Origin of the sequence: Halomonas sp. KM007, from assembly GCF_050709225.1 — a bacterium.
GTDB lineage: Bacteria > Pseudomonadota > Gammaproteobacteria > Pseudomonadales > Halomonadaceae > Vreelandella > Vreelandella hamiltonii.
The window spans coordinates 44597-66439 of the sequence record NZ_CP136131.1; the positions used below are offsets into that span (position 1 = coordinate 44597).

Below are 21843 nucleotides of genomic sequence, written 5' to 3' on the forward strand. Positions count from 1 at the left end.
TATGCGGTATTTGATTCTGCTAAGTGGTCAGGTGATAGTAGGTAAGCCGGTGGAGGCTGTCAACGCCGTTTGATGAAGTACCCAAAAATGCCGATTGCTAAATGCAAAAAGCCGAGCAATGGCTCGGCTTTTCGGTTGTTTTTCAATGGCTTGAATGACTAGGCTATGGGGAGAATTCACGCCAGGCAGCATAGGTGCTCAAAAACACGCGGCCAGACAGTTCTTCGAGGAAGTCGCTCTTCTTCAATTGATCCATGACCGGCCCCTTGACCTCGGCAAGGTGCAGCTTCACTTCGGAATCCTTCAGCCGTGCGTTGATGGCATCCAGGCTTTCCAAGGCCGAGGCGTCGATCAAATTGACGGCCGAACAGATCAGTACCACATGTTCCAGCTCGGGTCGGCTGGCCACCAGATTGTAGACGGTATCTTCGAGGTAGCGGGCGTTGGCGAAGTAGAGGCTCTCATCGATGCGCAGCAGCGCTGCATGCGGGGCGGTTTCGACATCATGGCGCTCGGTATTGCGAAAATGTTCGGTGTCGGGCACCCGACCAACCAACGCGCTGTGGGGGCGGCTGGTGCGATAGAGAAAAAGTGCGATGGAGAGTGTGACGCCCCCAATGATACCGGCCTCGATGCCTTCGACCAGAGTCAGCAGAATCGTGACCGCCATGGCGGCAAAGTCACTGCGGGAGTAGCGCCAGGTCTGGCGCAGCATGGGAATGTCCACCAGCGTCAGGATGGAGACCGTGATGGTGGCCGCCAGGGTGGCGATGGGCAGGTAGTAGAGCCAGCCGGTAAACGCCAGCGTCACCAACCCAATGCCCAAGGCGGCAAAGGCCCCTGCGGCCGGGGTCTGTGCCCCGGCATCGTAGTTGATCACGGTGCGCGAGAGCCCGCCGGTGACCGGCATGCCACTGGTAAAGCCTGCCGCCAGATTGGCGGCGCCCAGGCCGATCAACTCCTGATTGGGTGAGATACGCTGGCGGCGTTTGGCGGCCAGCATCTGGCCCATGGAGACCGACTCCACAAACCCCACCAGACTGATCAATAGAGCAGGAATCAACAGTGCCCGCCAGAGCGAGGCATCCCCCCAGGGCAGGCTGAACGCGGGCAAGCCGCTGGGAATCGTACCCACCACCGCCACACCCTGATAGGCCAGCTGCCAGTGCCAGGTGACCAGCGTCGTGATCAGCACGGCAAATACCGGGCCTGCCTTGGTCAGCAGGTCAGCCAAGGATACAGGCACGCCTAGCCAGATCAACGAGCGTTTGCCGTAGCGGCGCAGGGCCACCAGAAACAGCAGCGTCCCCACGCCAATGGTCGCTGTGTAGGGATTGATGTCAGGCAGGTTGGGCAGCAGCGTCATGAGCCGTTCGACGAGCGTAAAGCCGCTGCTGGCAATTCCCAGCAGGCCGCCCAGCTGGCTGACCGCAATCAGAATGCCGGAAGCCGTCAGGAAGCCAGAGATGACCGGGTGGCTCAGGAAGTTGCTGAAAAAACCCATTTTCAGGCTGCCCATGATCAGCAGGATCATGCCCGAGAGCAGCGACAGCACCAGAGCGGCTTGCAGGTATTCGGCGCTACCGGGGGAGGCCACCGACGAGAGTGCCGCTCCCGTCATCAGCGCAATGATGGCCACGGGCCCCACCGCCAGGGTTCGGCTGGTGCCCAGCAGGGTGTAGAGCAGTTGGGGAAGAAGACTGGCGTAAAGCCCTACCACGGCAGGCAGCCCGGCCAGCAGGGCGTATGCCAGCGACTGGGGAATGACCATGACCGTCACGATCAGGCCCGCCATGAGGTCGGCCCCCAGCAGGCGCCGATGATAGTGGGGTAGCCAGGCAAGAATGGGCAAATAGCGCTTCAACATAGTTTCTCGCAGCGTTGGCCATATCAGGGAAAACGGGACCTGCAAAACGGAACATAGTTTAGCCTGTTTAGTTATAAAAATGTCAGGCCCACTTGCCTCAAGGCCAAATATTACCTTCTGCTATCCCCCCAAAGTGCTACTTATTTCAAATGCGTAACGGGTTAAGCTGACTGAGTGGTAAGCGCGGTCTGTATTGCGCCATGGCTCGACGATCTCAACAATAAAAGAGTACTCACTATGCGACTGCTTCGCTGGCTGTTACCGCTGCTATTGATCAGTGCTGCCGTCGGGATGACCTGGCGAGGAGGCTTCTGGGCGTATGCTGGGCTCGCCAGTACCCTTGTTGCGGGGGGCGCGCTGGTGGCCGCCGCCCTGTACGACGTATACCGTGCCGATCATCAGCGTTTGGTATCGGTGCCCCGTAGTATCAGGCCGATTCAGGACTATGGTGCGCTACGTGGCATGGCGTATCGCCTGATGCATCGCGCCAGCAGTACTGCCATTGCCTCGGCGGAGGTGTCCCATTACGCCGACCTGATGGCCCAACGTCTTGCCAAACAAGAAAAGATGGCCAGTGAGGCCTCTTCCAGCATGAGCGCCATCAACGCTGCCATCATGCAAGTCAGCGCTAGCGCGACACAGGTAGCGACCCTGGCCGAAAGTGCCCAGCGGGCGAGTCATGACAACCATGATGCCCTGGCCGATATCATTCAGGACATGACTGATGTGGCCGAACGCTCCGGCCAGGCGTTGGATATGCTTACCGAACTGAACGACAAGATCGAACGGGTGCGCAGCGTGACTTCCATGATCGAGGGGGTGGCCGAACAGACCCACTTGTTGTCACTGAACGCATCCATCGAAGCTGCCAGGGCCGGCGAGCATGGCCGAGGCTTTGCGGTGGTGGCGGGAGAGGTGCGCGACCTGGCGTTGAAAACGTCCACGGCCACCCAGAGTATCGATGGGCTGGTCAAGGATATGCACCAAAGCGGCCAGAGTGTCGTGAGTACCATGGGCGGGCTGATGACCCGGGTGCGAGACCGGGCTGAGGAGATGCAGCAGGTAGGGAGCAGCCTGGCCACCATTACCCAGGAGTTCGACCAGGTGCAGCAGGAAATCACCAGCGTGGCGGGTGCCATGGACAGTACGCGGGCCCACAGCCAGACCGTGGCGGACAGCCTCGACCAGCTGGAGCACGATGTAGATGAAGGGAACCGACACATGCACGCCCTTGCCCAGCAAGCTCACGCCTTGATGGAGGCTGCCGAAAGCGTGGATGCAGAGCTGGCCCAGCAGCATCTTGAAGGGCGCCATCAGCAGGTATTCAAGGTGGTTCGACAAACCGCCGACCAGATTGGCAAGCTGTTTGAAAAGGCCTTGAGTCGAGGCGAGCTATCGGAGGCCGCGCTGTTCCATCCGGATTATGCGGTGATCCCCGGGACCCAGCCGCCGCTTTATCATACCGGCTTCGATGCCTTCACCGACCAGCAACTGCCCGCCCTGCAGGAGCCGCTGTTGGCAAGTCACGGCCTGAGCTACGCCATTGCCTGTGACCGTAATGGCTATGTGCCCACCCATAACGCGGCGGTGAGCCGTGAACCCACTGGCGACCCGCAACACGACCTGAAATATTGCCGCAGCAAGCGCATTTTCGATGACCCTACCGGTCGTCGCTGTGGTGCCCATGAGCAGCCGCTGCTGCTGCAAACCTACAAGCGCGACACGGGCGAGATCATGCACGACCTGTCGGTTCCCATTCATGTGCACGGCAAGCACTGGGGTGGCTTCCGTGTGGGCTATCAGCCTGAGCAAGCCGCACAGCTTCAAGCCGTTGATCAGGCACCTGCCACGCTGCCCTCAAGCGGCCGCCTGGCGCGGACGTGATTGCCAGGACGACCATGAATAGAGCGACAGGCCTGTCCAGATCATCAGAAACGTGACGAGCTGAATCAGGCCCAGCGGCTCTCCAAACACGGTCAGTGCAATCAAAAACTGAATGCTGGGGTTGATGTACATCAAGAACCCCAAGGTGGCCAGCCGCAAGCGGCGTGCGGCCCCGGCAAACGCCATCAGCGGCAGGGCCGTGAGGATACCGCTGACTACCAGTAACGCTGACATGGGCGCGTCGTGCAGGAAGTGTGACGTGCCTTGCCAGCTCATCCAGCTCAGCGCCAACAGGGCCAGCGGGAAGAGCAGCAGTGTTTCCACGAACAGGCCAGACAGCCCATCCAATGGCACCTGCTTGCGAAAGAGCCCATAGCTGCCGAAACTCAGCGCCAGCAGCAGGCTGATCCACGGCAACTCCCCCAGCATGATGAATTGCACGGCAATCGCCAGGCTGGCGAGACCAAGCGCCACCAGCTGTAGTCGGGCCATCACTTCTCTGAGTACCAGCATGCCCAACGCAACGTTGACCAGCGGGGTGAGAAAGTAGCCCAGACTGGCTTGCAGCACCTGCTTGCTCTCCACGGCATAGATGTAGATGCCCCAGTTGAAGGCAATCAGCAGCGCGCAGGCGAGCACCCTGCCCAGGCGCCTGGGCTCGACCAGCGCGGCCACCACCGGAGGCCAGCGGCGCAGGACGCTGATCAGCCCGACCAGGAACAGGCATGACCACAAAATGCGGTGGATCAGAATTTCAAAGGCCGTTATTCCATCGAACAGCGCAAAGAACAGCGGAAAACAACCCCACATGGTATAGGCGGTCAAACCGAACATGACGCCCTTGACCGCTTCAGGATCTCTGGGTGCAGAGGGAAGCATAGCAGCCTCATTAACTAAAAATGCTAATCTAGCACACAATCGGCCAAGACATTGATGCAAAGGAGGCATGGCATGAGCCAACTGAAAACCAGCCTGGTGCAGTGCGATTTACGCTGGGAAGACCCCCTCGCCAACCACACGCATTTGGCCAAACTGCTGGGCGACCTGGATAGCCGGGACACGGACTTGATCGTGCTGCCCGAAATGTTCGCCACCGGCTTTACCATGAACTCTCGCGAGATGGCCCAGCCCATGGCCGAGAGCCAGAGCGTGGCCTGGCTGCAAGCGCAAGCGCAGGCTCGAGGTTGCGTGATGACTGGCAGCGTGGCCGTCGTGGATGATGGCCAGTACTACAACCGCATGGTATGGGCAACGCCCGACGGCGAACTGCGCTACTACGATAAGCGCCACCTGTTCCGTATGGCGGGAGAGCATGAGCGATACGGTATGGGGTCGGCGCGGCAGATCGTCGAACTCAAGGGATTCAAGCTGCAGCTCAGCGTTTGCTACGACCTGCGGTTTCCGGTGTGGATGCGCCAGCAGCCAGCAGAAGGCGAGCATTTCGAGTATGATGCCGTGCTGTGCGTGGCTAACTGGCCCGCCCCTCGTCGCCATCCGTGGCGCACGCTGCTGCAAGCACGCGCGGTGGAAAACCTCGCCTACGTGATAGGCGTCAATCGTGTGGGCGAAGACGCCAAGGGGCTGGCCTATAGCGGCGATTCCATGCTGGTCGATTTCAAGGGTGAACCGCTCATCGACCATCCTGTCCATACCGCGTTCATCGATACCGGAACGCTCGACAAGACGGAACTGGATGCCTTTCGTGACAAATTTCCTGCCTGGCAAGATGCCGATCGCTTTTCGCTACTGCCAGGAGTGGGCCAATAATGCGCCTTGATCGTTTTTTGAGTGAAACCTCTGCACTGACCCGCAGCCTCGCCAAGCGCGCCTTGAAAAATGGCGAAGTGACGCTGAATGGCGAGCCCATCAAGCAAGCCGCTACCCATATCGACACGGCCCAGGACGAGGTGTGTCTGAACGGCGAGCGCCTCGAGCTGGTGGGGCTGCGCTATATCATGCTGCACAAGCCCAAGGACGTGGAGTGCACTGCACGCCGGGGGGTGTATCCGCGGGTCATCGATATCATCGATGAGCCCAAGGTAGAGCGCCTTCAGCCCGTAGGGCGCCTGGATGTGGACACCACCGGACTGCTGCTATTGACCGATGACGGGCAGTGGTCCCACCGAGTGACATCGCCGCGCCACCGCTGTGCCAAGGTGTATCTCGCCGAACTGGCCGAGCCCATGGAAGGTGAGGCGGCTCAGCAGGCGGTCGAGCGCGTGGCTGAAGGCCTGCTGCTCGAAGGTGAAGAGACCCCCACCCAGCCAGCCACGCTGCGTTTCATTACCCCGCAGCAGGCAGAGCTGACCATTACCGAAGGCCGCTACCATCAGGTAAAGCGGATGTTTGCTGCCTTGGGCAACCACGTCGAGGCGCTTCATCGGCACTCGATCGGTAGCCTCGCGCTGCCCGATGATTTGGCTCCGGGCGAGTGGCGGGCGCTGACCCAGGAAGAGATCGACAGCTTCTAAACGGGCTATATTTATACCGTTATCTTGCCTTTGCCTGAAAATATGAACACACCTTGGGATGTTTTCAGGCGCTGGCGGAGAGACTCGGGTCGAGCCTCTCCGCCAGAAATGTTTTTTGCCAGAAATGTCCTTCGTGATCAGATTCTCAGCCAGCTCAAGAAAGGTGGGCCGCACTCAAAAGCGCTTGGGTATACGGGTGGCGAGGGTTGGCCAGCACGTCAAGACAATCCCCCTGTTCGACCACCTCACCATCTTTCAACACCATGATGCGGTGTGCCATGGCGCGGACGACGGCCAGGTCGTGGCTGATGAACAGATAGCTGAGCTGCCGTCTGGCCTGCAGTTCTCGCAGTAGCGTGACCAGCTGCTTTTGCACGGTGCGGTCCAGGGCAGAGGTGGGTTCATCGAGGACCAGCAGCTCGGGCTCCAGTATGATGGCCCGGGCCACGGCAATACGCTGTCGTTGGCCGCCTGAAAACTCGTGGGGGTAACGGTCGGCACAGCTTTCGGGCAGGCCGACTTCCTTAAGGGTCTGGCGGACGCGCTCGCGGACCTCGCTGTCGCTCAGGCGCGGAAAGTGAAAGCGCAACCCTTCGCTGACGATGTCGAACACGGGCATGCGCGGAGAAAGCGCGCCGTAGGGGTCCTGAAACACCATCTGCAGCCGATGGCGCTGGCGACGCAGAGCATCTCCCGTCAGCTCGCTCAGCCGTGCATCGCCCAGGCTGACATCTCCCTCGCTGGGCACCAGCCGCATGATGGCCGAGGCCAGCGTGGTCTTGCCCGACCCGGACTCGCCCACGATGCCCAGGGTTTCACCGGGCGCTATGTGCAGATCGGTGGTTTTCAGCGCTTCGAAAGCTGGGGGCTGGCGCTGGAACAGCCGCGTCTTGGGTCGTTTGAAGCTGACGCGCAGCTGGCGGGCGCTCAGCAGGGCAGCACTGCTGAGCGGCGCTGCAGGTCGGCCCTCCGGCTCGGCGGCGATGAGTGCTCGGGTGTAGTCGCTTTGCGGGTTGGCGAAGACCTGTGCGACAGGCCCGGTTTCTTCTACCTTGCCGCGATACATCACGCAGACACGATCGGCATGGCGCCGAACCAGGTTGAGGTCGTGGCTGATCAGCAGCAGCCCCATGCCGTGGTGATCGCGTAGCTCCTTGAGCAATGCCAGAATTTCCTGCTGTACCGTGACGTCCAGCGCCGTGGTGGGTTCGTCGGCAATCAACAGTGCGGGGTTGTTGGCGATGGCCATGGCGATCATGACGCGCTGGCGCTGGCCTCCCGAGAGCTGGTGAGGCCAGGCGTCCAGCAGCTCGTCGGGGCGGGGCAGTTTGACCTGCTCCAGCAGCGTACGCGCCCGCTGCCTGGCGGCTTGTCCGCTCAACCCCTGATGCAGGCGCACGGTTTCCCCTATCTGCTTGCCAATGCGATGCAGCGGGTTGAGCGATGTCATCGGCTCCTGAAAAATGAACCCGACGCGGTTGCCCCGCAGCGTGTTCCAGTCGCGCTCATGCAGCTGGCTCACGTCACGGCCTTCCAGCAGGCGCTGGCCAACGACCTGGGCATTGCTGGGCAGCAAGCCAATGGCGCCCAGCGCGGAGACCGACTTGCCCGAGCCGGACTCTCCGACGATGGCCAGGGTTTCCCCCGCATTCAGCGACAGCGACAGTTTGTCGACCACCACCTGGCCATCGAACGCCACGCTGAAGTCGTTCAGGTGCAGCAAAGGGGCAGAGCTAAGTTCAGACATGGGCGGCTTCCCCGGCAGCATTGGCGCCTTGCTTGACGTGGCGAGGGTCGAAAGCATCCCGCAGACCTTCGCCGATGAATACCAGCAGTGACAGCATGATAGCCAGCGTCATGAAGGCTGTGATGCCGAGCCAGGGCGCATGCAGGTTGTTCTTGCCTTGTGCCGCCAGTTCACCCAGCGAAGGGGCGCCTGGGGGCAAGCCGAAGCCCAGAAAGTCGAGTGCCGTCAAGGTGCCGATGGCGCCGGTAAAGATGAACGGAATGAACGTAAGCGTCGCCACCATGGCATTGGGCAGGACATGGCGCCACATGATGAGTCGGGAAGGAAGCCCCATGGCCTTGGCAGCCCGCACGTACTCCAGGTTACGGGCGCGCAGGAATTCGGCGCGCACGATATCCACCAGACCCAGCCAGGAAAACAGCAGCATGATGCCCAGTAGCCACCAGAAACTCGGCTGCACGAAGCTGGCCAGAATGATCAGCAGGAACAGCACCGGCAGCCCGGACCATATTTCCGTGAAACGCTGGCCGATGAGATCCACCTTGCCGCCGAAATAGCCCTGCAGGCCACCGGCAATGACCCCGATGACCAGCGAGCCTGCGGTCAACACCAGCGCGAAGGCCACCGAGAGGCGAAAGCCGTAAATCACTCGGGCCATGACATCGCGCCCTTGATCATCGGTACCCAGCCAGTGGCGCCCATCGGGTGGGGCCGGAGAGGGGCGGCTCATCTGCATGTCGAGGGTTTGATACGAAAACGGGATGATGGGCCAGAGCGCCCAGCCATGGTCGCTGATCTGCTGTTGGATGAACGGATCGAGGTAGTCGGTACGGGTGGGCAAAAAGCCGCCGAACTCGGTTTCCGGATAGTCGACCAACAAGGGAACGTACCACTGGCCGTCGAACTGCATCACGATGGGTTTGTCGTTGGCGATCAGCTCCGCGAACAGGCTGATGATGAACAGTACGCCAAACAGCCACAGCGAGACGCGTGCCCGCCGGTTGGCCTTGAACGCCGCCCAGCGCCGCCGGGTAATCGGGGAAAGGCGGGAGGAGATAGCGTGCATATCAGGACTCCCTGGAGGCGAAATCGATACGTGGGTCGACCCACACGTAGGTCAGGTCGGAGATCAGCTTGAGCACCAGCCCGATGACGGTATACAGGAACAGGGTACCGAAGATGACCGGGTAGTCGCGTTGCATGACCGCCTCGAAACCCAGTAGCCCCAGGCCATCCAGCGAGAAAATCACTTCGATGAGCAGCGCGCCGGTAAAGAATATGCCGATCATCGCCGAGGGTAAGCCGGCAATGATGATCAGCATGGCATTACGAAACACGTGGCCATACAGGATACGCTGCTCGTCGGCGCCCTTGGCGCGCGCCGTCAACACATACTGCTTGTGGATTTCATCCAGGAAGCTGTTCTTGGTCAGCATAGTGAGCGTGGCGAAACTGCCTATGGCAGCGGCCAGTACCGGTAGCGTGATATGCCAGAAGTAGTCCTTGATCTTGCCCCAGGTGGAGAGGTCGGCAAAATCGGGGGAAGTGAGGCCTCTCAGCGGGAACCAGTCCAGATACGAGCCCCCCGCAAACAGCACGATCAGCAGGATGGCGAACAGAAAGCCGGGGATGGCGTAGCCGACAATGACGAGCCCTGAGCTCCACACGTCGAATCGAGAGCCGTGACGCAGCGCCTTGCGAATGCCTAGCGGAATCGAAATCAGGTAGACCAGCAGGGTGGTCCACAGGCCCAGCGAGATGGAAACCGGCAAGCGCTCGATCATCAGCTCGATCACCGGCCGGTCGCGAAAGAAGCTGGTGCCAAAATCGAAGGTCAGATAGTCCAGCATCATGCCGATAAAGCGCTCATGGGCGGGTTTGTCGAACCCGAACTGCTGCTCCAGCTGTTCGAGGAAGCGTGGGTCGATACCGCGCGCGCCACGGGAGTCATCGCTTACCTGGATATCGGCACCGCCCATGTCCAGGCGCGTGCTGGCCATGGCGTCGGCCCCTTCGAAACGGGCCAGCATCTGGTCGATAGGCCCTCCCGGCGCTGCCTGAACGATCACGAAGTTCAGCAGCATGATGCCGAGCAGTGTCGGAATCATCAGTAGCAATCGACGAAGTGTGTAGCGTGCCAAGGTGCACCCCATGAAATGAGAGTTGAGCGGTTGTCTTGTTCTGCGTTCAGCGGCGGTTGCGACGCTCCAGCGCAGCTTCGCGCTCACTGTCGACCCACCAGGCATCCAGGTCCATGGCGTAGGCGGGTGCCGGGTCGGGATAACCAAACTTGTCCCACACGGCAATCCGGGTTTCCCCCGAGTGGTAGTGCGGAATCACATAGAACCCCCAGCGCAGCACACGATCCAGCGCGTGGGTGATGGTGTCGAGGGTTTCTCGATCCTCGGCACGAATCAGCTGTTCCACCAGCGAGTCCACGGCCGGATGCGCCAGAGCCATGCGGTTACGGCTCTGTGGCGACTCGGCGGCCGCGCTGGTCCAGTAGTCGCGCTGCTCGTTGCCGGGGTTGTTGGATTGGGGGAAGTGGCTGATGACCATGTCGTAATCGTAGCTGCGCACGCGGTTCAGGTACTGGTTGATATCGACGATGCGCATGGAGGTCTGGATACCCAGGCGCGCCATGTTACGCAGCATGGGCTGTACCACCCGTTCCATGCCGGAGTCGTACATCAATACTTCCAGGCTAAGCGGCCGCCCCGTCTGCTCGTTGACCAACACGCCATCTTCCACCACGTATCCGGCATTTTCCAACAGCGTCAGTGCACGCCTGAGCCGTTCGCGCAGCTCGGTGGGGTGCTCGATGGGGAGCGGGTCGGTAAACAGCCGCTCGGATCGATGCGACGCCAGCAGCTCGTCACGGAAAGGTTCGAGCAGTGCCAGCTCTTCTTCGGTAGGCAGGCCGACGGCTTCCATCTCGGAGTTTTGAAAGAAGCTCTCGGTGCGGTAGTACGTATCGTAAAAGATATTGGTGTTCAGCCACGGGAAATCGAAGGTGAGGCTCAGCGCCTCGCGTACCCGTGGGTCCTGGAATTTCTCGCGGCGCAGGTTGAACACGAAGGCTTGCATCATCGAGGGATTGACGTCGGGCACGGTAATCCGTTTGACCTGCCCCTGGCGATAGGCCGGAAAGTCGTAGCCAATCGCCCAGGTGGCAGCGCGGGCATCGATACGAAAATCGGTCAAGCCCGCCTTGAAAGCCTCCCAGGCGATATCACGATCCCGATAATACTCGTAGGTGATGCGGTCGATGTTATAGCGCCCGACATTAACGGGAAGGTCCTTGCCCCAGTAATTGTCGTCGCGCTGGTAGACGATGCGACGGCCAGGGTCGACCTCGCTGATGCGGTAGGGACCAGACCCCGGATGGGCCGCCAGGGTGGGGGCGGTAAAGTCGCGGGCTTCCCAGTAATGGCGCGGCAAGATCGGCAGCTGCGCGACGATCAAAGGCAGCTCGCGAGACTGAGTGTCGTTGAATTCAAAACGTACCTGATGTTCGCTGAGCGCCGTGACCTTTTCTACCCCAGCATAGTAGCTGGCGTAAAAAGGGTTGCCCTGTTCGCGCAGCAGGTCAAAGGTGAAGACTACGTCGTAAGCGGTGACCGGCTCCCCATCCTGAAAGCGTGCCTGCTCGTGCAGATCGAACTCGATCCACTCACGCTCAGGGTCCAGACGCACGCCACGGGCCAGCAGGCCATACAGGCTGAACGGCTCGTTGGGGTTGCTCTCCATCAGCGTGTCGTAAATTTGTGAGATGCCGGTGGCGGGAGTGCCGCGAATGATGAAAGGGTTGGTGGAGTCGAAACTGCCGCCCACCGCGGTATGGGTGATGGAGCCGCCCTTGGGAGCCTGCGGGTTGACGTGGGGGAAGTAGGCAAAGTCTTCGGGCAGCTCAGGGCTATCGTAAAGCGATAGCCCGTGCACCGTGGGGACGGGAACACCGCTCTCACCTAGCGGTGAAGCCCATAGAGTGGTACTCAGCAATAGGCCACTGACCAGTAGGACTGCTTTTGAAAACAACTCACCGCGTGGCATTGGTAAAGTCCTGTAGTGGCAAAACCGGGGTGGTCACGGGGTTCAGGCCGCCCTAGCCACCCGATAACGAGAGCAGCTGACCGGGCTGTAGGGCTTCCGGGCGATCCAGCCCATTCCACCTGATTAAATCTTGCTGATCAAGATTATAGCGTGCGGCAATTGTGGAAAGATTGTCGCCCCGTTCAACGCGGTGTACCGAAGGGGAGTCCGCTGCCACGTAGCTGCCGCTGGATTGTGATAGCTGTGCCAGCACCTGGGTGTCCACTTCCTCGGGTACCAGCAGCGTTTGTGCGCTGTTGGGATCGATACTGCCATTCAGCAGGCCCGGGTTCAGCTCGGCCAGGGCCGACTGGCTGACATCCAGTAAGCGAGAGGCTTGTGCCAGGCTGACGGGCTGCTCCAGCTGTACTTTGGCGAAGGCCGGTTCCGCGTGAATGTCAGGCAAGCTGACGCCGTAACGTTCAGGATTGTCGATGATGGTGGCAATGGCTTTCAATTTGGGAACGTACTGCATGGTCTCGTTGGGCAGCGCCAAATCCCAGTAGTGGCCCGCCATGCCCTGATTCTGAGCCTGCTGGCGAGCACGATTGACTGTGCCAGCGCCGGCATTGTAAGCCGCCAGGGAGAGCATGATGTCGCCTTCGTACCACTCGTCGGCCTGCATTTCCAGGTAGTTGAGCGCTGCATCCGTGGAGGTCACCACGTCCAGGCGGCCATCGTACTGACCGTTGCGAACCAGGCCCAGTGCATCACCGGTGCCGGGCATGAACTGCCATAATCCGGCGGCACCCATATGGCTGCGGGCGCTGGGGTCGAAAGAGCTTTCAACGAAGGGGATCAGGGCAATTTCACCGGGCAGGCCTCGTTCGGATACCTGTTGGGCAATCCAGGCAAGCCAGGGCGTGGCACGCTCGGTGATCGAAGCGATATTCTGGGGGCTGGCGCTGTAGAATTGAATCCACTCGTCTACCCGTGCCTGGGCATCGGCGGGCAGGTGCTTCTCCTGCCACTGAAAACTCGAGCGCAGGATGCTCCAGGCATCCTGGGGTTGCAGTTCGAGGGCTTCCCAGAAGTGGTGCTGAAACGCAGTGGGTCGGGCCGTCAAGGCATCCTCGGCTTCACCTAGCGCAGAGGAGTCGGTATTGCTGGTGTGGGAGCCCCATTGGGGATCCGTGGCAGAGGCTTGAGTATTCGCAGCGGCGGCCAAAAAAAGGCCCATAATAACCGTACTGCCGGCGCTCAATAGCAAGCGCTGGCGAAGCGTTCGATAAGTCATAGTGTGTTCGTTTCTATTCGATAGCGTTCTTAAAAACGGTTCTTCCACTCACGCAGAGTGGTGAACGTAGCGAGTTCGTCGTCATTTGCCCCTTGCATGCCTGCGGCTTGGCGCACACTCTCGGTACCGACACGCAGATAGGGGTTGATCCTCAGCTCGCGTCCTATCGTGCTGGGTAAGGTGGGCCTGCCTAGCGCCCGGGCCTTTTCACACTCCTGTTGTGCGCGTGTTACAGCATCGTTTTCAGGATCCGCAGCACGTGCAAAGCTCAGATTTGCCTGAGTATATTCATGCGCTGCAAAGACCAGCGTTTCCTGGGGGAGTTCCGCAAAACGACGCAATGAAGTCAGCATCTGCTCTGGTGTGCCTTCGAAAAGGCGGCCACAGCCGGCATGAAACAACGTGTCGCCACAGAAAAGAAGGGCGGGGATACCCGGCGTAAAGTAGCTGATATGATCGAGCGTATGGCCTGGGGTTTCCATCACTTCGAAGGCGCGGCCCAGTACTCTTACCTGGTCGCCCTCGCCGACGCGCTGGTCGATACCCTGAATATCCGGGTTGTGCGGGCCAATCACCATGGGCGAGTAGCGCGCTTTCAGTTCCGCCAGCCCGCCGGTGTGGTCATGATGGTGATGGGTGATCAGGATCGTATCGAGGGTCAGGGATTCCCGCTCGAGGAAATCGATCACGGGGGGCGCTTCACCGGGGTCCACCACGCAGACGCCTTGACTGTTATCCTGTCTTATCAGCCAAATATAGTTGTCGCTTAAGGCGGGTATCGGTGTCACGCTCATCATGGGCGAGATCCCTCGGAGTTTGTCAGACCTGCTTGAAAAATTTGCCGTGCGCTGCGTAGCGTGGCAGCGCGCCCCTCAAAAGCCCAATACTGTGGAGGCAAGTGCCGTTCATGTCAAATTCGCCCAATGCACCGCGCCTTGCCCACTCGCTTGCAGAGGCGCGAGCCTACTGGCAGACAGACGCTGGGCGCGCTTTGTGGGATGCGCAGCGTGCTTGCCTTGGTCCCGTGGTGGAAGGCAGAAAAGGTGGGCATAGCCTTGAGATGGGCATGGCCCCGCCATTGATGACCATGTCCGGCATTGTTCATCAAGTGGTCTGGGCGCCCAGCAGAGAGGCCGCCCATAGTGAATCCACCCTGATTTGCCCCCCGGAACAGCTGGCACTCCCGGACCGCTGTCTGGACGTCATGGTGATTCATCATTGGCTCGAATATTTGCCGGATGCGCACCACACGCTTCAGGAAGCCGCGCGGGTCACGGCAGACAACGGCGTGCTGGTGCTGTTTGGCTTCAATCCAGTGGGCCTCAACGGGCTCAGTCGCCGGTGGCGCAAGGCCGAGTATCCTTGGCAAGGCCAGTGGCGCACGGTGAACCGCTTGCGGGACTGGCTCGCGTTTGTCGATTTCGAGGTGGAGCGCGTAGACTACTGCTGTTTTCGTGGCCCCATGAGCACCACTTGTCGCGAACGCTGGGAGCGGCTTGGCCGACGCCACAACATGCCGCTGGGTGAGAGTTACATGATTCAGGCGCAGCGTCGGCAGCGTCATGCTCCCATTCAACGCGTCAAGTTCGGTTTGCGTACGCCGGTTTCGTCATCGATCGGTGCCACACGCACCAGCGCAGCCGCCCGGCTACCCGCTGGAAAACGTTGTATAGAAAAGGATAGTGAGCGTGAGTAACCAAGTAGCCAATGGGCTGCCCCGTGTCACGGTGTATACCGATGGGGCGTGTCGTGGCAATCCTGGCCCCGGCGGATGGGGAGTGCTGCTGGTCAGCGGTACCCATGAGAAGACCTTGAAAGGCTTCGAAGCGAACACCACCAATAATCGTATGGAATTGATGGCGGCCATCATGGCACTGCGCACGCTCAACAAGCCCTGTGATGTGGCGTTGTGGACCGATTCGCAGTACGTTCGCCAAGGCATTACCCAGTGGATTCACAACTGGATGAAACGTGGCTGGAAAACCGCCTCCAAGCAGCCGGTGAAAAATGCCGAGCTCTGGAAATCCCTGCACGAAGAGACCCAGCGCCATCGTGTCGAGTGGCACTGGATCAAAGGGCATAGTGGCCACCCCGGTAACGAGCGCGCCGACGCCCTAGCCAACGAAGCCATCGATGAGCATCAGAGGAGCAAGACCCCATGCGCCAGGTAATTCTGGATACTGAAACGACAGGTATCGACCCCAAGGATGGCCACCGTCTGGTAGAGATCGGCGCCGTCGAGATGGTCAATCGGCGGTTCACCGGGCGCACCTACCACCAATACATCAACCCCGAGCGTCATATCGATGCCGAGGTGGTGGCCGTCCACGGTATCGATAATGCCAAAGTAGCCAACGAGCCGGTATTTGCTCAGATTGCCGACGATTTTTGGGCCTTCATCGATGGGGCCGAGCTGGTCATTCACAACGCGCCGTTCGACGTGGGCTTCATCGACCACGAGCTGAACATGCTCAACAAGCGGCGCAAGTCGCCGATACTGGGGCCGGTCAGGGAGCACTGCCGTATCCTGGATACGCTGGTCATGGCCCGCGAAATGCACCCTGGCCAACGCAACAATCTGGACGCACTCTGCAAACGGTACGACATCGATAATGGCCACCGAGTGCTTCACGGGGCCTTGCTGGATGCGGAAATTCTGGCCGATGTCTACCTGGCGATGACCGGTGGGCAAACGGCGTTGACCCTGGATGCCGAGAGTGGCAATGACCAGCGCGAAGAGCGCCAGGCCAACGAAGGGCTGTCGGTTCAGCGGCTGTCGTTGGCGCCAGGTCAGCTACGAGTGATTCGCCCCAGCGCAGAAGAGCAGGCCGCTCATCAGGCAAAGTGTCAGGCGCATCAACTGCGTTGGCTGTCGGCAAACGGCGAGAGTGGTACGGCCGATGCTTAGACGTGAAATTCCGCACCATGCGCGTGAAGGCCGAGTGATTCGCGTCGCGCGCAGCCATATAGCACCGGCACCGCTGGTGGGTGAGCTGTCTCCGCTTCAGCCCCATCAGCCCTGGGACGAGCACATGCAGCCCCTGTGCTACTGGCATGATGAGCCCGTGGCCTTGCAGGTCGAAAGTGCGCCGGGGGATGGCTGGATAGAGGGGCGCCAGTGGCTATCAGAACTGCCAGCCTCATGGTTTAGCCTGCTGGCCACGGCCTTGCAGGTCGGTGCCTGGCTGGAAAACCACCGTTTTTGCAGCCGCTGCGGTGAGCGAGCCTCCAAGCTGGAAGCCGAATTCGCCATGCACTGCTATGCGTGCGGGCATCGCAACTACCCGCGAATTTCACCCTGTATCATCACGCTGGTGACCCGGGGGGAAGCCATGCTGCTGGCCCGCAGCCCGCGCTTTCCGCCCGGGCGCTACTCTACCCTGGCTGGGTTCATCGAGCCGGGGGAATCAGCAGAGGAGGCGGTGCACCGGGAAGTGTTCGAAGAGGTGGGGGTGCATGTGGATCAACTGCGCTATCACCACAGCCAGGCATGGCCTTTCCCGCATTCGCTGATGCTGGGCTATTTTGCGGAAGCGACCACTCAGCGGATCATGATCGACGGGGTCGAAATCAGCGATGCTGCCTGGTTTTCGCCGCGGCAGCTGCCTGCGCTGCCGCCGCCTTACTCTATTTCACGGGACCTGATCGAAACGCACCTGGCCCGCTGGCGCTGAGGGCTTACCTGGCCGGAAACAGGCTGGTCAGCTTGGTGGCCAGCATGACGTTGCCGGTCGCCTTGAGCTTGCCGGTCATGAACGCGGTCATGCCGTTGATGTCGCCACTCATGATGCCCTTGAGGGTATCGGTGCTCAGGCTCAAGCTCACTGAAGGGTCGTCGTGTTCGCCTTCATGCACTCCCAGGCTACCGTCCTGAACCGAGAGATAGTGGCTGCCAGCATCGGAAAAATGAAACTGGAAAACTTCGTTCATGCCTTTGGCTGCTTCGGGGTCGAAGCGGGACTGCAGTTTTTCAAGAGTATTGGATGACATAAGGTATGCTCACGTAACGAGTTGATGCGGATTGACGTTATCTCACGAGAGTATTTCAAACAGTTGTTTTAATCAAGCCTCGTTGACACTTCCTCACAATCTGCGGATAAAGCCCGTACACTAATACTTTCCAGCGTTTAAAAATACCTGAGGAGATGAGTCATGGCGGAATGGTTGGTGGAAATGGGCACCTTCCTGCTGCAAACCACGCTGGTGCTGGCAGCAGCGGCAGCGTTGCTGATGCTGGTGATGCGAAGCAAGGAGTCCCCGTCATCGGGATTGAGGCTACAGGTAGAATCCCTGAACGACCAGCGTCGAGCCCGTGGCCGGCGGCTGCGGGTCAACACGACCGAGCAGGGCGCCCGCAAGAAGCTGATCAAGGCCTTCCGCCAGGAAGAGAAGGCGCGGCAAAAGGCGGCCAAGCAGGGTAAGAGTCCTTCTGACGCTGTTCAAAAACTATGGGTGCTGGATTTCCATGGCGATATCAAGGCCTCCCAGGCTGAAACCTTTGCCCAGGAAGTGTCGGCGGTGATCGATGTGGCCAGCGCCAGTGACGAAGTGGTGGTGCGTCTGGAGTCGGCGGGCGGATTGGTGCACGCCTATGGGCTGGCGTCGGCTCAGTTGGACCGGCTGCGGGAAGCGGGGCTGACCACCACGGTGTGTATCGATAAAGTCGCGGCCAGCGGTGGCTATATGATGGCGTGTACCGCTCACCACATCAAAGCGGCCCCATTTGCGGTCATTGGCTCCATTGGGGTCGTGGCTCAGGTGCCCAACATCCACCGTTTACTTAAACGCAACGATATCGACGTGGAGCTGCTCACCGCTGGCAAGTACAAGCGCACCTTGACCATACTGGGAGAAAACACCGAGGAAGGGCGCGAGAAGTTCATCGACGACCTCGAGAATACCCATCGTTTGTTCAAGTCTTTTGTGGCTAGTCACCGACCCGACATGGATATCGAGCAGCTGGCGACGGGAGAGGTCTGGTACGGCAGCGAAGCGCTGGAACACAAGCTGATAGACAGCGTGGGCACCAGCGAAGCCTACCTGGTCGAGCGCATGGCCGATGCGCAGGTATACCGGGTGAAGCTGGAACCGCCGAAGACCATGGGGCGCCGGTTTGGCCTTGCGGTGTCGGCGGGCATCGAGAATGCGCTGGTGAAAGCGCTGGGGGTGGTCGAGTCAGCCGGTTGGTTGCGTCGTTGACCTGACAGCGTCAGGCCGCATAGTGCTGTGCCAGGGTACTGATGATCGCCCTGGCGCTGTCACTGTTGAGCGAGTAATAGATGGTTTGCGATTCACGGCGCGTATCGACCAGCTTGTCTCGGCGCAAAATGGCCAGGTGCTGGGAAAGCGCAGACTGGCTCAGCGACAGCTGTTGATTGATCTGCGTGACAGAGAGCTCCGTCTCTGCCAGCAAGCAAAGAATTTGCAGCCGTTTTTCATTGGCCAGAGCCTTGAGCAGCTGGGTGCCAGCCTCGATGGCGAGCCCATTGTGTTCCAGAAGGCGTGCAGCGGCGCTAGTAGAAGCAGACATGAAACTCTCCTTGCCTACACTGTAGTGACAGCGTTGTTATTGATTATGTAGCCATCGTCGCGTCGCGAGGATTGGGTTGTTGAATGATCATTAATTTAGCGCTTTTTGTCCAAATGCGCGATTAACGTTCTATCAATGGTAAGCGTCGATTTTTTGTCGACAATCTCTCTTTTCCATATTCGCTTTGGTCGAATTTAAGCCCATAGTATGAGGGTGAAAGCGCGCTTTGCTTTGTAGAGTGTCAACAATCAAGTTCACAACAATGACAAGGCCGCCATGAACCGTTACCACTCCATCTACCAGCAGTCGGTTGAACAGCCAGAAGCGTTCTGGGCCGCACAGGCTCGCAAACTGCCCTGGTATACGCCCCCCAGTACTATCCTCAGCTATGACGAACAGCGGCATGCCCGCTGGTTTGGTGATGGCGTGCTCAATATCTGCCACGCTGCCATCGATGTACACGTAGAGCAGGGCCGCGGCGAACAGGCGGCCATTTTCTGGGACTCGCCGGTTACCCGCGGCAAACAGACGCTCACTTACCGCCAGCTGCGCGACCGGGTCGCCAAGGTAGCCGGAGGCCTGGCGCAATTGGGCGTCACCAAGGGTGACCGGGTGGTCATTTACATGCCCATGGTACCAGAGGCGCTGATTGCCATGTACGCCTGTGCCCGCCTGGGCGCGGTGCACTCCGTGGTCTTTGGCGGCTTTGCCCCCCACGAGCTGGCGGTACGCATCGAAGATGCCGAGCCAAGGGTAGTCATTGCGGCTTCTTGCGGGGTGGAGGTCGACAAGGTGCTGCCTTACAAGCCCATCGTGGAGCGCGCCATCGAGCTGAGTAGCTTCAAACCCCAAGCGTGCGTGGTGTTCCAGCGCGACGCCCACCAGGCCGAGCTGCAGCCGGAGGATCACGATTGGGCAACGCTCGAAGCCAGTGCCCAGGCCGCTGACTGTGTGCCCGTCAAGGCGACCGATCCGCTGTATATCCTCTACACCTCCGGCACCACGGGCAAGCCCAAGGGCGTGGTACGCGATACGGGTGGTTACGCCGTGGCGCTGCACTACTCCATGGAGGCCATTTACGACCTGGCGCCGGGCGATGTGATGTTCACGGCTTCGGATGTGGGGTGGGTCGTCGGGCACTCCTATATCGTTTACGCGCCGCTGCTACGTGGCTGCACCACGGTGGTATACGAAGGCAAGCCCGTGCGCACGCCGGATGCCGGGGCGTTCTGGCGGCTGATCGAGGAGTACCGCGTCAAGAGCTTCTTTACAGCGCCCACGGCATTCCGTGCCATCAAGAAAGAGGATCCGGATGCCAGGCTACTCTCACAATACGATATCAGCAGCCTGAAACATCTGTATGTGGCGGGGGAGCGGCTCGATCCACCCACGTTCCATTGGCTGGATGACCTGCTGGACGTACCGGTGATCGATCATTGGTGGCAAACCGAAACCGGCTGGCCGATTGCCGCCAACTTGCCCGGCATCGAAGCCGTGCCCACCAAGGCCGGTTCGGCCACGTATCCCGTGCCCGGCTTCGACGTACGCATTCTGGATCGCGACGGCGAGCAGGCCGAGGCCATGCAGCAGGGCAGCGTGGTGATCAAGCAGCCGCTGCCGCCAGGCTGTTTGATCGGCGTATGGCAGGACCCGCAGCGTTTCCACAGTGCCTACATGGCGGCTTTCCCAGGTTTTTACCTGACCGGAGATGGTGGCTATTTCGATGAGGAGGGCTACCTGTTCATCATGGGGCGCACCGATGACGTGATCAATGTGGCGGGGCATCGCCTCTCTACCGGTGAAATGGAGGAAGTGGTGGGTGCTCACCCGGCGGTGGCCGAATGCGCGGTGATTGGCATTCATGACGAGTTAAAAGGGCAGCTCCCGATAGGACTGGTCATCCCCAAGGATGGCTTCCAGGGCGACGAAGCGACGCTGGAAGCCGAACTCATCGAGCGGGTGCGTGAACATATCGGCCCGATTGCCTGCTTCAAGCAGGTGCTGGTGGTCAATCGGCTACCGAAAACCCGTTCGGGCAAGATATTGCGCAAGCTGCTGCGCAATATCGCCGATGGCAAGTCCTACGGTATTCCATCGACCATCGATGACCCTACCAGTCTCGATGACGTGCATGAAGCCATGTGCCAGCGTCAGATCGGTGCCGCTGAGCAAGCGAAGCCGCAGCAGGACTGAAATCAGGTTGGCCGCCCGGAGAGCCTGGGCGGCTTTCATTACCAGCGAGAAGGCGTATAATGCGCGCCCCAGTAGCGTTATTACGCTGTTCACGAGGGTTCCCTAACCCCTCTTGCCACCAAAAAAAGGTCTCGCTCCATGTTTGCGCTCACCGATCTTCAGCATCGCCGTTGCCTGACGGTAATGGTCCTTTTCCATATTGCTATCATTGCCGCCAGTAACTATCTGGTGCAGCTTCCCTTTACGCTGTTCGGCTTTCACACCACCTGGGGAGCCTTCAGCTTTCCGTTCATCTTTCTGGCTACCGACCTGACCGTGCGCCTGTTTGGTAAAGGGCCTGCACGCACTATCGTATTACGGGTCATGCTTCCCGCGCTGCTGGTATCCTATGTGGTGTCGGTGGTGTTTCCCCGTGGCAGTTTCGCGGGCCTGGAAGCGCTGGGCGAGTGGAACCTGTTCGTGGCGCGGATTGCCTTGGCCAGTTTCCTGGCCTACGTGCTGGGCCAATTGCTGGATGTGCAGGTCTTTGACCGACTGCGCCAATGGGCCTGGTGGGTAGCGCCGGTCTGCTCCACCATCCTGGGTAACCTGGCGGATACCTTTGCCTTTTTTGCGACCGCCTTTTACAACAGCCCCGATCCGTTCATGGCCGCCCACTGGGTGGAAATTGCCACGGTGGACTACGTCATCAAACTTGCGATCAGCCTGCTGTTCTTCCTGCCGCTGTACGGCTTATTGCTGGCGTGGCTGACGCGCAGGCTGGTGGTATGGACCGGCCAGGCAGATGTCGAACCACGCACCGCTTAATCATCAAAGGAGCCC

Annotated in this window: 20 protein-coding genes; 10 read left to right on the forward strand and 10 right to left on the reverse strand. The window is 60.0% G+C overall.

The window, feature by feature from the left end; genetic code table 11:
* Positions 1-163: 163 nt before the first annotated feature.
* Positions 164-1867 (reverse strand): SulP family inorganic anion transporter, encoded by a 1704-nt coding sequence (locus tag RVM27_RS00190; protein WP_498957107.1) that lies wholly within the window; start codon positions 1865-1867, stop codon positions 164-166.
* A 237-nt stretch (positions 1868-2104) separates the two neighbouring features.
* On the opposite strand from RVM27_RS00190, the gene RVM27_RS00195 reads away from it, so the two are divergent.
* The gene (locus RVM27_RS00195) at positions 2105-3751 is read left to right on the forward strand and encodes a methyl-accepting chemotaxis protein (RefSeq protein ID WP_498957108.1); all 1647 of its coding nucleotides are present in this window, start codon (positions 2105-2107) and stop codon (positions 3749-3751) included.
* Here RVM27_RS00195 and rarD read toward each other — a convergent pair.
* Positions 3725-4630, reverse strand: a complete 906-nt coding sequence (gene rarD / locus RVM27_RS00200; protein ID WP_498957109.1) for an EamA family transporter — start codon at positions 4628-4630, stop codon at positions 3725-3727. The genes RVM27_RS00195 and rarD overlap by 27 nt on opposite strands.
* A 72-nt stretch (positions 4631-4702) precedes the next feature.
* On the opposite strand from rarD, the gene RVM27_RS00205 reads away from it, so the two are divergent.
* Together RVM27_RS00205 and RVM27_RS00210 are read left to right on the forward strand one after the other, a co-directional pair.
* Complete coding sequence (locus RVM27_RS00205) at positions 4703-5518, forward strand: amidohydrolase (RefSeq protein ID WP_287804277.1); 816 nt, start codon at positions 4703-4705, stop codon at positions 5516-5518.
* Positions 5518-6222, forward strand: a complete 705-nt coding sequence (locus tag RVM27_RS00210) for a pseudouridine synthase (protein ID WP_287804275.1) — start codon at positions 5518-5520, stop codon at positions 6220-6222. Before RVM27_RS00205 ends, RVM27_RS00210 begins: the two co-directional genes overlap by 1 nt.
* Before the next feature lie 154 nt (positions 6223-6376).
* Here RVM27_RS00210 and RVM27_RS00215 read toward each other — a convergent pair whose 3' ends face one another.
* From RVM27_RS00215 to gloB, 6 genes are read right to left on the reverse strand one after another with little or no spacing between them, the layout of a single operon-like run.
* Positions 6377-7969, reverse strand: a complete 1593-nt coding sequence (locus RVM27_RS00215; protein ID WP_498941451.1) for an ABC transporter ATP-binding protein — start codon at positions 7967-7969, stop codon at positions 6377-6379.
* Positions 7962-9035 carry an ABC transporter permease gene (locus tag RVM27_RS00220; RefSeq protein ID WP_287804271.1) on the reverse strand — a complete coding sequence of 358 codons (1074 nt, stop codon included), beginning with the start codon at positions 9033-9035 and terminating at the stop codon, positions 7962-7964. Before RVM27_RS00220 ends, RVM27_RS00215 begins: the two co-directional genes overlap by 8 nt.
* Before the next feature lies 1 nt (position 9036).
* Positions 9037-10110, reverse strand: a complete 1074-nt coding sequence (locus RVM27_RS00225) for a microcin C ABC transporter permease YejB (protein WP_498941450.1) — start codon at positions 10108-10110, stop codon at positions 9037-9039.
* A gap of 46 nt (positions 10111-10156) precedes the next feature.
* Positions 10157-12022: an extracellular solute-binding protein gene (locus RVM27_RS00230; RefSeq protein WP_498941449.1), complete on the reverse strand. Its 1866-nt coding sequence runs from the start codon at positions 12020-12022 to the stop codon at positions 10157-10159.
* Positions 12023-12074: 52 nt separating this feature from the next.
* Positions 12075-13298, reverse strand: a complete 1224-nt coding sequence (locus RVM27_RS00235; protein WP_498941448.1) for a lytic transglycosylase domain-containing protein — start codon at positions 13296-13298, stop codon at positions 12075-12077.
* Between the two features lie 29 nt (positions 13299-13327).
* Positions 13328-14095, reverse strand: coding sequence for a hydroxyacylglutathione hydrolase (gene gloB / locus RVM27_RS00240; protein WP_498941447.1), 768 nt, complete (start codon positions 14093-14095; stop codon positions 13328-13330).
* A 110-nt stretch (positions 14096-14205) separates the two neighbouring features.
* On the opposite strand from gloB, the gene RVM27_RS00245 reads away from it, so the two are divergent.
* From RVM27_RS00245 to nudC, 4 genes are read left to right on the forward strand one after another with little or no spacing between them, the layout of a single operon-like run.
* Positions 14206-14994, forward strand: a complete 789-nt coding sequence (locus RVM27_RS00245) for a class I SAM-dependent methyltransferase (RefSeq protein ID WP_287804263.1) — start codon at positions 14206-14208, stop codon at positions 14992-14994.
* Positions 14987-15469: a ribonuclease H family protein gene (gene rnhA / locus RVM27_RS00250; RefSeq protein WP_498957110.1), complete on the forward strand. Its 483-nt coding sequence runs from the start codon at positions 14987-14989 to the stop codon at positions 15467-15469. Before RVM27_RS00245 ends, rnhA begins: the two co-directional genes overlap by 8 nt.
* The gene (dnaQ, locus tag RVM27_RS00255) at positions 15457-16206 is read left to right on the forward strand and encodes a DNA polymerase III subunit epsilon (protein ID WP_498957111.1); all 750 of its coding nucleotides are present in this window, start codon (positions 15457-15459) and stop codon (positions 16204-16206) included. Before rnhA ends, dnaQ begins: the two co-directional genes overlap by 13 nt.
* Complete coding sequence (gene nudC, locus RVM27_RS00260) at positions 16199-16972, forward strand: NAD(+) diphosphatase (RefSeq protein WP_081194282.1); 774 nt, start codon at positions 16199-16201, stop codon at positions 16970-16972. Before dnaQ ends, nudC begins: the two co-directional genes overlap by 8 nt.
* A gap of 4 nt (positions 16973-16976) precedes the next feature.
* On the opposite strand, the gene RVM27_RS00265 is transcribed toward nudC, so the two are convergent.
* Positions 16977-17288 carry an SCP2 sterol-binding domain-containing protein gene (locus RVM27_RS00265; RefSeq protein WP_016913883.1) on the reverse strand — a complete coding sequence of 104 codons (312 nt, stop codon included), beginning with the start codon at positions 17286-17288 and terminating at the stop codon, positions 16977-16979.
* 162 nt (positions 17289-17450) lie between these two features.
* Between RVM27_RS00265 and sohB the strand changes: the two genes are divergently transcribed.
* The gene (gene sohB / locus RVM27_RS00270; protein WP_498957112.1) at positions 17451-18497 is read left to right on the forward strand and encodes a S49 family peptidase; all 1047 of its coding nucleotides are present in this window, start codon (positions 17451-17453) and stop codon (positions 18495-18497) included.
* Between the two features lie 10 nt (positions 18498-18507).
* Here sohB and RVM27_RS00275 read toward each other — a convergent pair whose 3' ends face one another.
* Positions 18508-18828, reverse strand: coding sequence for an ArsR/SmtB family transcription factor (locus RVM27_RS00275; RefSeq protein WP_016913881.1), 321 nt, complete (start codon positions 18826-18828; stop codon positions 18508-18510).
* Between the two features lie 276 nt (positions 18829-19104).
* On the opposite strand from RVM27_RS00275, the gene RVM27_RS00280 reads away from it, so the two are divergent.
* Together RVM27_RS00280 and RVM27_RS00285 are read left to right on the forward strand one after the other, a co-directional pair.
* Positions 19105-21021 carry a propionyl-CoA synthetase gene (locus RVM27_RS00280; RefSeq protein WP_498957113.1) on the forward strand — a complete coding sequence of 639 codons (1917 nt, stop codon included), beginning with the start codon at positions 19105-19107 and terminating at the stop codon, positions 21019-21021.
* A gap of 138 nt (positions 21022-21159) precedes the next feature.
* Entirely contained in the window at positions 21160-21828 is a 669-nt protein-coding gene (locus RVM27_RS00285; protein ID WP_498941445.1) for a 7-cyano-7-deazaguanine/7-aminomethyl-7-deazaguanine transporter, read from the forward strand.
* Positions 21829-21843 lie beyond the last annotated feature (15 nt).

What these genes read in the sequence shown, in the direction of transcription:
- RVM27_RS00190 (WP_498957107.1), bottom strand. Translation starts at nt 1,867, where the DNA reads ATGTTGAAGCGCTATTTGCCCATTCTTGCCTGGCTACCCCACTATCAT.
- RVM27_RS00195 (WP_498957108.1), top strand. Translation starts at nt 2,105, where the DNA reads ATGCGACTGCTTCGCTGGCTGTTACCGCTGCTATTGATCAGTGCTGCC.
- rarD (WP_498957109.1), bottom strand. Translation starts at nt 4,630, where the DNA reads ATGCTTCCCTCTGCACCCAGAGATCCTGAAGCGGTCAAGGGCGTCATG.
- RVM27_RS00205 (WP_287804277.1), top strand. Translation starts at nt 4,703, where the DNA reads ATGAGCCAACTGAAAACCAGCCTGGTGCAGTGCGATTTACGCTGGGAA.
- RVM27_RS00210 (WP_287804275.1), top strand. Translation starts at nt 5,518, where the DNA reads ATGCGCCTTGATCGTTTTTTGAGTGAAACCTCTGCACTGACCCGCAGC.
- RVM27_RS00215 (WP_498941451.1), bottom strand. Translation starts at nt 7,969, where the DNA reads ATGTCTGAACTTAGCTCTGCCCCTTTGCTGCACCTGAACGACTTCAGC.
- RVM27_RS00220 (WP_287804271.1), bottom strand. Translation starts at nt 9,035, where the DNA reads ATGCACGCTATCTCCTCCCGCCTTTCCCCGATTACCCGGCGGCGCTGG.
- RVM27_RS00230 (WP_498941449.1), bottom strand. Translation starts at nt 12,022, where the DNA reads ATGCCACGCGGTGAGTTGTTTTCAAAAGCAGTCCTACTGGTCAGTGGC.
- RVM27_RS00235 (WP_498941448.1), bottom strand. Translation starts at nt 13,298, where the DNA reads ATGACTTATCGAACGCTTCGCCAGCGCTTGCTATTGAGCGCCGGCAGT.
- gloB (WP_498941447.1), bottom strand. Translation starts at nt 14,095, where the DNA reads ATGATGAGCGTGACACCGATACCCGCCTTAAGCGACAACTATATTTGG.
- RVM27_RS00245 (WP_287804263.1), top strand. Translation starts at nt 14,206, where the DNA reads ATGTCAAATTCGCCCAATGCACCGCGCCTTGCCCACTCGCTTGCAGAG.
- dnaQ (WP_498957111.1), top strand. Translation starts at nt 15,457, where the DNA reads ATGCGCCAGGTAATTCTGGATACTGAAACGACAGGTATCGACCCCAAG.
- nudC (WP_081194282.1), top strand. Translation starts at nt 16,199, where the DNA reads ATGCTTAGACGTGAAATTCCGCACCATGCGCGTGAAGGCCGAGTGATT.
- RVM27_RS00265 (WP_016913883.1), bottom strand. Translation starts at nt 17,288, where the DNA reads ATGTCATCCAATACTCTTGAAAAACTGCAGTCCCGCTTCGACCCCGAA.
- sohB (WP_498957112.1), top strand. Translation starts at nt 17,451, where the DNA reads ATGGCGGAATGGTTGGTGGAAATGGGCACCTTCCTGCTGCAAACCACG.
- RVM27_RS00275 (WP_016913881.1), bottom strand. Translation starts at nt 18,828, where the DNA reads ATGTCTGCTTCTACTAGCGCCGCTGCACGCCTTCTGGAACACAATGGG.
- RVM27_RS00280 (WP_498957113.1), top strand. Translation starts at nt 19,105, where the DNA reads ATGAACCGTTACCACTCCATCTACCAGCAGTCGGTTGAACAGCCAGAA.
- RVM27_RS00285 (WP_498941445.1), top strand. Translation starts at nt 21,160, where the DNA reads ATGTTTGCGCTCACCGATCTTCAGCATCGCCGTTGCCTGACGGTAATG.